Raw genomic sequence first — 7,320 nt, 5'->3', positions numbered from 1 at the left:
ACCGCCGGCCGGCCCGGCGGCACCCGGCCTCGTGCCCGGTCCCTGCCCGGCACCGCCGGGCCCCGCCCCGTGGCCGTTCCGATTGTCGTTCACAGTGGGTCCCCTCCCCTTGAACCGGCGATTATGCAGGCCGTCTCCCCGCGCCGTGTCGGCGGCCGGGTGACCTGACGGGGGTTTGGCGGGCCATAACGGGACACAGCGGCCAGGATGGACAGGATGGAGGCCCGGCGGGGGCCAGGGTGGTGTGGGGGGAAGCGGAGGAGGCCGGGCATGGCAGCTCAGGACGCGGGGGAGCGGGCCGCGAGTCCCGTCCCCGGGGAGGGGCAGAGTCCGCGCACCGTACTCGCCGCCATCAGCGCCCTCCTCATGGGCCTCCTCCTCGCCGCGCTCGACCAGACCATCGTCTCCACCGCCCTCCCCACCATCGTCAGCGAGCTCGGCGGCCTCGACCACCTCTCCTGGGTCGTCACCGCCTACCTGCTCGCCTCCACCGCCGCCACCCCCCTCTGGGGCAAACTCGGCGACCAGTACGGCCGCAAGAAGCTCTTCCAGACCGCCATCGTCATCTTTCTTCTCGGGTCCGTCCTGTGCGGGATCTCCCAGAACCTGCCCCAGCTCATCGCCTTCCGCGCCCTCCAGGGCCTCGGCGGCGGCGGCCTGATCGTGCTCTCCATGGCGATCGTCGGCGACATCGTCTCGCCGCGCGAACGCGGCAAGTACCAGGGACTCTTCGGCGCCGTCTTCGGTACGACCAGCGTCCTCGGCCCCCTCCTCGGCGGGTTCTTCACCCAGCACCTCAGCTGGCGCTGGGTGTTCTACATCAACCTCCCCATCGGGATCGTCGCGCTGCTCGTCATCTCCGCCGTCCTGCACATCCCCGTACGCCGGACCAAGCACACGATCGACTACCTCGGCACGCTCCTCATCGCCTCCGTCGCCACCAGCCTCGTCCTCGTCGCCTCCCTCGGCGGCTCCACCTGGGCCTGGGGCTCCCCGCAGATCATCACGCTCGCCGCCGTCGGCCTCGTCCTGCTCGCCGTCTTCCTCCGCGTCGAACGGCGCGCCGCCGAACCCGTCCTGCCGCTGCGCCTCTTCCGCATCAGGACCTTCACGCTCGTCGCGGTCATCAGCTTCGTCGTCGGCTTCGCCATGTTCGGCGCGCTGACCTTCCTCCCCACGTTCCTCCAGGTCGTGCAGGGCGTCACCCCCACCCTCTCCGGCGTGCACATGCTGCCGCTGGTGGCCGGGCTGCTCCTCACCTCCACCGGATCCGGCCAGATCGTCAGCCGCACCGGCCGCTGGAAGGTCTTCCCGATCCTCGGCACCGGCGTCACCGCCGTCGGACTCCTCCTGCTCCACCAGCTCAAGGAGACCAGCGGCACCGCGGAGATGAGCGCCTACTTCTTCGTCTTCGGCGCCGGCCTCGGGTTGGTCATGCAGGTCCTCGTCGTGGTCGTGCAGAACTCCGTCAGCTACCGGGACCTCGGCGTCGCCACCTCCGGCGCCACCTTCTTCCGGTCCATCGGCTCCTCCTTCGGCGTCGCCATCTTCGGCACGATCTTCAGCAACCTCCTCCACAGCAAGCTCGCCGACACCCTCGCCCGCCGCCCGCTGCCCCCCGGCGTCAGCCCCGACGGCCTCGCCGAGGACCCCCGCGCCGTCACCCGGCTGCCCGCCGCGCTGCGCCCCGACGTCCTGCACGCGTACGCCTCGTCCATCACCGACGTCTTCCTGTACGCCGTGCCGGTCGTCCTGCTCGCCTTCGTCGTCGCGTGGTTCCTCAAGGAGGACACCCTGCGCGGCTCGGTGACCGCGCCGGAGGCCAGCCAGACCCTGGCCGCCAACCCCGTCGAACGCTCCTCCCACGACGAGGTCGCCCGCGCCCTGTCCGTCCTCGGGACGCGCGAGGGCCGCCGCCGGGTCTACGAGGACATCACCGCGAAAGCGGGCTACGACCTGCTCCCGGCGGCGAGTTGGCTGCTGCTGCGGATCCGGCGCCAGGGCGCGGTCGAGCCCGGCCTGCTCGCCGACTCCGTCCCCCTCCCGGTCACGGTCGTCACCGACGCCGCCCGCCAGCTGGAGGAACGCGCGCTCGTCCGCCGCGAGGGCGTGCAACTGACCCTCACCACGGCGGGAGTCGAGGCGGGCGACGTGCTCGCGGACGCCCGCTCGGAATCCCTGGCGGAACTGCTGGGGGACTGGTGGACCCCCGAACGGCCCACGGACCTGGTGCAGTTGGTACGGGAACTCACGGCGGAGCTGTGCGGCTCCGACGGCGAACGCCCGCGCGGCCCGGACGCGCCGAGGGACCACGCCGCCTGAACGGACCGGCCGGTGAGGGGTGTTGCCGGCTCAGTCCGTCAGCCGCTTGCCGTACCAGATCTCGCTGTACGGTCCCGGCTCCCCGTACGCCGGGATCTCCCCGTACCCGTGCTTCCCGTACAACCCCCGCGCCTCCACCAGGTCGAGCCGCGTGTCGAGCACGATCCGCCGCGCCCCCAGCCCCCGCGCGGCGGCCTCCAGGGCCGCGAGCAGCGCGCCGCCCCCGCCGGTGCCGCGTGCGGCCGGGGTCACGTACACCCGGGTCAGTTCGGCCGCCGGGGGCCCCGTCCGCCACGCCAGCAGGCGCACTCCGCCGCACGCTGCCGCCTCGCCGCCGTACCGCCCCACCACGAACTCACCGGTCGGCGGCACCAGCCCGTCCGGCGGGTCCTCGGCGAGCCCCGCGTCGATCTCCGCCTCCGTCGCCGGCCGGTGCCAGTAACGGCCCGCCACCTCGGCGTAGTAGGCGCGGCGCAGGCGGGTCGCCTCCGGGGTGGCGAAGGACTCAGGACGTACGGACCAGTTCATGGTCCTTTCCCTACCGGCGGCCCGGACTGTTTGGCCAACGGATTACGGGCAACCCGGATGCCAGAAGCACTTACTTACGAGCTTACGAGCCGGGACGAGTAGAGAAACAGGAAGGCAACCATGTCCACAGTCCTGATCGTCATCGGTCTGATCGTGGTCTTCGTGATCATTGTCGGCGCCGTCCTGTACGCCGGACCCGGCAAGGGAAACGGGCGGGGCGGGCTCAAGCGCCGCTTCGGCCCGGAGTACGACCGCGCCGTGGCGCGGCACGACGGTGACACCAAGGCCGCCGAGCACGAGCTGGCCGAGCGGGTCAGCCGCCACGGCGACCTGCACACCCAGCCCCTCTCCGCCGAGCAGCGCGAGCAGTACGTGGCCGCCTGGGCCGGACTCCAGGAGCGTTTTGTCGACGCACCCCAGGAGGCCGTCGCCCAGGCCGACCAACTGTTGGCCCGGCTCGCGGCGGAGCGCGGCTACCCCGACACGGCGTACGACGACCAGCTCGACGCCCTCTCCGTCCACCACGCGCACGAGGTGGACGGCTACCGGACGGTCCACCACGTGGCCTCCGACGCCGGGAGCGGCGCGAGCACGGAAGAGCTGCGCGAGGCCATGGTCGGCGCGCGCCGGCTCTTCGAACAGCTGATCCTGGCCCGCCCCGACGAGAACGGTGGCATCCGCCACGGGAGCGCCGGCCGGAACCGGAACCTTTCACTGCGACCCAAAGGGAGTGGTGCGTGATGACGTACGACCCGAACAGCACCGATAAGACCGACACCAACGACGGCATGAACAGCGCGAACGGCGACCGCGGCGCCGACAGGGCGGACCGTACGAGCACCCCGGACCGCACGAGCACTCCGGACCGTACGACCGACACAGGCACCGCCGGCACCACCGCCGCGGACCGGCCGGCCGGGCCTCCCGCCACCCCCGAGGTACGGGACGGCCGCGAGGTGAAGCGCCCCGTCCGTACGCCGGAGGCCCCGTCCCGCGGCACCACCGCGGACACCGACAAGGACGCCACGGACCGTACGACGACCGGCTCCGACCGGACGGCGGCCAACTCCGACCGTACGTCAACCGGCTCCGACCGTACGACGACCGGCACGGACCGTACGGCGGCCGGCACCGCCACCCGCCCGTCGGACGGCACCACCACCGGCACCACCACCACCGGCAAGGCCCCCACCTCCGCCAAGGCCGACCACGCCAAGGCCCGGTTCTTCCCGCAGGACGAGAGCGACAAGCTCAACCAGCGTCTCCAGGACGCGCTCAGCTCCTTCGTCGACGGGCCCAGGCGCTCCGTCGAGGAGGCCGCGGGTGTGCTGGAGGAGACGGCCGAGCGGCTGAGCAAGGTGCTCGCCGAGCGCCCCCGTTCCCTGCGCGCCGACTGGGACACCTCCGGTCAGGACAAGGACGGCGGCAAGGACACCGAGGACCTCCGGCTCGCCCTCCAGAGCTACCGCGAGGTGACGGAACGGCTGTTGCGCATCTGACGCGCGGCTGAGGCACGCGCCCCCACGGGCGCTGCCGTGACAGACCAGGAGGCGGCGGGCAAGGGACGGCCCGCCGCCTCCCTTCCGCATGTCCGCACATCACCTTCCTTCCGCAGGTCCGTACGTCCGCACATCCCCGCGTCCGCGTGCCGCTCGCGGGCGCGTCGTGGTTCGGGCCGGGGCGCGCCGGGGTGCAGGATTCCCTTCTGGAGTGATCCGGGTCCCGCGAGGGTCCGTCTCCGCCGACGTGCCTGCCGAAGACATGGGCATCGAGACAAAACAGGGATGACAGTCAGGCGAAGAGGGGGTTGCCTGAGTCTTCCCGGAAGGGTGGTGCGAGGCTCTATGCCCCAGGGATGGCGTTTTCGGACGGAGGGTCGGCGCGGCGTGGCGAATGCGGAGCACAGCGTGAACGGCGGCATGGCGGCGGGCTCGGCGGGGGCGAGGCTCGGCACCGTACGCGTCGTGCTCTGGCTCGTGGCCGCCGTGCTCGCGGTGAGACAGGCGGCGGCGGTCCTGAGACGGCCGCCCGGTGAACGGCTGACCGACCTGGAGACCTGGGTCGGCGACAACGGCGTCCTGCACGTGACGGGCTCGTTGTACGACACCAGGACCTTCACCGGCAGCCCGTTCTCCGGCCTCGTGCTCAAGCCGCTGACCCGCGCGGCGCAGGAGAGCCTCGGGATCGCCTGGACGTTCGGCACGCTGCTGCTCGTCGTCGCGCTCGGCCTCGTCGTCGCCCGCGCCCTGCCGGGCCGCGCCTCCCGCCGTAGGGCTCTGCTGGCCGCGCCCGTGGCGATCAGTCTGCTCATGCTGTCCCTGCCCGTACGCAACAGTTTCAGTCTCGGCCAGACCAGCATCCTTCCCGTGCTGCTCGTCCTGCTCGGCTGCTTCGTCGTACGCGGCGAGCGGGGCTCGGGGATCCTCATCGGCGTCGGGGCCGCCCTCCAGCCGGCCGTCCTGCTGTTCGCGCCGCTGCTCTGGTTCACCGGCCGCAAGAAGGCCGCCGTCACGTCGGTGTCCACCTTCGCGCTCTTCACGGCCCTGGCCTGGGCCGCCATGCCGGCCGACTCCTGGACGTACTGGATACACCATGTGGGCGGCGTCGGCCTCGGCGAGCGCGCCGACAGCCTCGCCAACCAGTCCCTGCACGGCGCGCTCCTGCGCGCGGGTCTCGAAGGGCCCCTGGAGATCGTCCTCTTCCTCCTCCTGGCCGCCGGTGTCGTCTTCCTGGGCCTGCGACGGGCGGTGCGCTACGCGCGCGACGGACAACTGCTGCTCGCCGTCGCGCTGACGGGCTGTGTGGCCGTCGCGGTCTCCCCGACCGCGTGGCAGCACCAGCTCCTGTGGGTGCTGCTGGCCGTGGTCGGGCGGGTCGGCAAGAAGGCCAGGGACCGGCTGGTGTGGCCGGCGGTGGTGGTCCTGGTGATGACCCTGCCGGGGAAGATGCTGCTGCCGAACATGGCGGTGCTGCATCCCGTACGGGACAACGTGCTGCTGGTCGCGGCGCTCGCGGCGGCGTGCGGGGTGCCCTTCCTGTCCCGTACGTCTCCGTACTTCTACCGGCCCGTGCCGACCGAGTACGCGCGGCCGGTGCCGTCGCGCTGGGGCCGTATCCCCTTCGCGCCGTTCTGGCGACGGGTCGTCAGCCGCCCGAACCTGCTCCTCGAACTGCTGGTCATCCGGGTCGGCTACTCGGTCTACGCGAAGATCCGGCTTGCCGCGGCCGGGGGGCGGGCGGAGGCCGAGGAGCACGGCCGGCAGGTGCACTCCGTCGAGCGGGCGCTCGGCATCGACATCGAGCACTGGGCCAACCGCGCGACGGTGAAGGCGGGGTGGGCCGAGGACTTCTTCAACTTCTACTACTCGACCTTCCACTTCATCGTGCCGCTCACGATCCTCGGCATCCTGTACGTGCGCCGCCCCGCGCAGTACCGCTGGGCGCGCTCCTCGCTGGGCTTCGCGACGATCCTCGCGCTGGTCGGCTTCTGGTTCTACCCGCTGGCTCCGCCGCGGCTGATGCCGGGCATGGGCTTCATCGACACCGTGCACGGCCCGCAGGACCTCGCGAGCCCGGACTACGGCGCGCTGACGCAACTCACCAACCAGTACGCCGCGATGCCTTCGCTGCACTTCGGCTGGTCGCTGTGGTGCGGGCTGATCATCCTGATCCTGGCCCCGAAGTGGATGAAACCGCTTGGGCTGTTGCATCCGCTGTTCACGGTCTCGGCGATCGTCGGCACCGCCAACCACTGGGTGCTGGACGCGGTGGGCGGTGCGACGGTCGTCGGTACGGGATTCGCGCTGACGTATCTGCTGTCGGGGCGGCGCGAGCTGCTGCCGAAGGCGGCCTCGCCGGTGAAGCCGGATCCGTTCCCGGCGGGGAAGGCGGCGAAGGCATCGAAGGCGGACAGGACGGCGGACGGCACGACGGCCGGGACGGCGGATACGGCCGACCCGGCGCGCGAACCGTCACCCTGACGCCTGACGCCTGACGCCTGGGACCGACCGCTCAGAGCTGCTGGTGCTGGCCCGCCCTGCCGCGGTTGCTCAGCAGATAGCCGATCGCGACCCCCGCCGCCAGCCCGATGCCGATGACCCACAGGATGCCGAACCCGGTCCCGCCGAGGCCGCCGCTCCGGATCTCGGCCACCGGCTGCGCGGTGATGCTCGGTACGGGCGTGGGCGCGGGACCGGTGGCGTTCAGGAGCCGTACCAGGTCGAGGCCCCCGAAGTTCCTCGGGTCCGTGCCCGTCGTGTGGGCGGCGAAGATCAGCTGGGCGTAGGCGGCCGGGCCGTTCTCGGCGGCCCAGGGGCCGGCGTTTTTCTTGAGCCACTCCAGGGCGCCCGCCGCCTGGTTCGCGTAACCGGACGAGGCCAGGGCGGCGACCGCGTCGGCGGTGCTCCCCGGGTCGGCCAGCGGGGTGCTGTCCGACGTGCCGGGCAGCGGCGGCCGGTCGAGGTGCCCGGT

Annotated in this window: 5 protein-coding genes and 1 pseudogene; 4 read left to right on the top strand and 2 right to left on the bottom strand. The window is 72.1% G+C overall.

Going from position 1 to position 7,320, the window contains the following annotated elements:
* Positions 1–270: 270 nt before the first annotated feature.
* Positions 271–2,322: an MDR family MFS transporter gene (locus GT042_RS23170; RefSeq protein WP_161310652.1), complete on the top strand. Its 2,052-nt coding sequence runs from the start codon at positions 271–273 to the stop codon at positions 2,320–2,322.
* A 30-nt stretch (positions 2,323–2,352) separates the two neighbouring features.
* Here the strand turns inward: GT042_RS23170 and GT042_RS23165 are convergent, their stop codons facing one another.
* Entirely contained in the window at positions 2,353–2,850 is a 498-nt protein-coding gene (locus GT042_RS23165) for a GNAT family N-acetyltransferase (protein WP_161310651.1), read from the bottom strand.
* A gap of 120 nt (positions 2,851–2,970) precedes the next feature.
* Between GT042_RS23165 and GT042_RS23160 the strand changes: the two genes are divergently transcribed.
* The 3 genes from GT042_RS23160 (at position 2,971) to GT042_RS23150 (ending at position 6,830) form a co-directional block, all read left to right on the top strand.
* A complete protein-coding gene (locus GT042_RS23160) occupies positions 2,971–3,591 on the top strand; it encodes a hypothetical protein (protein ID WP_161310650.1) in 621 nt (206 codons plus the stop codon).
* Positions 3,591–4,349, top strand: a complete 759-nt coding sequence (locus GT042_RS23155) for a hypothetical protein (protein ID WP_161310649.1) — start codon at positions 3,591–3,593, stop codon at positions 4,347–4,349. Before GT042_RS23160 ends, GT042_RS23155 begins: the two co-directional genes overlap by 1 nt.
* A gap of 420 nt (positions 4,350–4,769) precedes the next feature.
* Complete coding sequence (locus tag GT042_RS23150) at positions 4,770–6,830, top strand: bifunctional glycosyltransferase 87/phosphatase PAP2 family protein (RefSeq protein ID WP_237531088.1); 2,061 nt, start codon at positions 4,770–4,772, stop codon at positions 6,828–6,830.
* Between the two features lie 31 nt (positions 6,831–6,861).
* Here the strand turns inward: GT042_RS23150 and GT042_RS23145 are convergent.
* A pseudogene (locus GT042_RS23145) lies at positions 6,862–7,320 on the bottom strand (hypothetical protein); the annotation flags it as partial.

Origin of the sequence: Streptomyces sp. SID3212 (assembly GCF_009865405.1) — a bacterium.
GTDB lineage: Bacteria > Actinomycetota > Actinomycetes > Streptomycetales > Streptomycetaceae > Streptomyces.
Note: the sequence above shows the minus strand (reverse complement) of the source record. Positions and strands in the feature narration are given on the sequence as shown.

Bases quoted from the DNA above. Each gene is read 5' to 3' on its own strand.
- GT042_RS23170 (WP_161310652.1), top strand. From the start codon at position 271: ATGGCAGCTCAGGACGCGGGGGAGCGGGCCGCGAGTCCCGTCCCCGGG.
- GT042_RS23165 (WP_161310651.1), bottom strand. From the start codon at position 2,850: ATGAACTGGTCCGTACGTCCTGAGTCCTTCGCCACCCCGGAGGCGACC.
- GT042_RS23160 (WP_161310650.1), top strand. From the start codon at position 2,971: ATGTCCACAGTCCTGATCGTCATCGGTCTGATCGTGGTCTTCGTGATC.
- GT042_RS23155 (WP_161310649.1), top strand. From the start codon at position 3,591: ATGACGTACGACCCGAACAGCACCGATAAGACCGACACCAACGACGGC.
- GT042_RS23150 (WP_237531088.1), top strand. From the start codon at position 4,770: ATGGCGGCGGGCTCGGCGGGGGCGAGGCTCGGCACCGTACGCGTCGTG.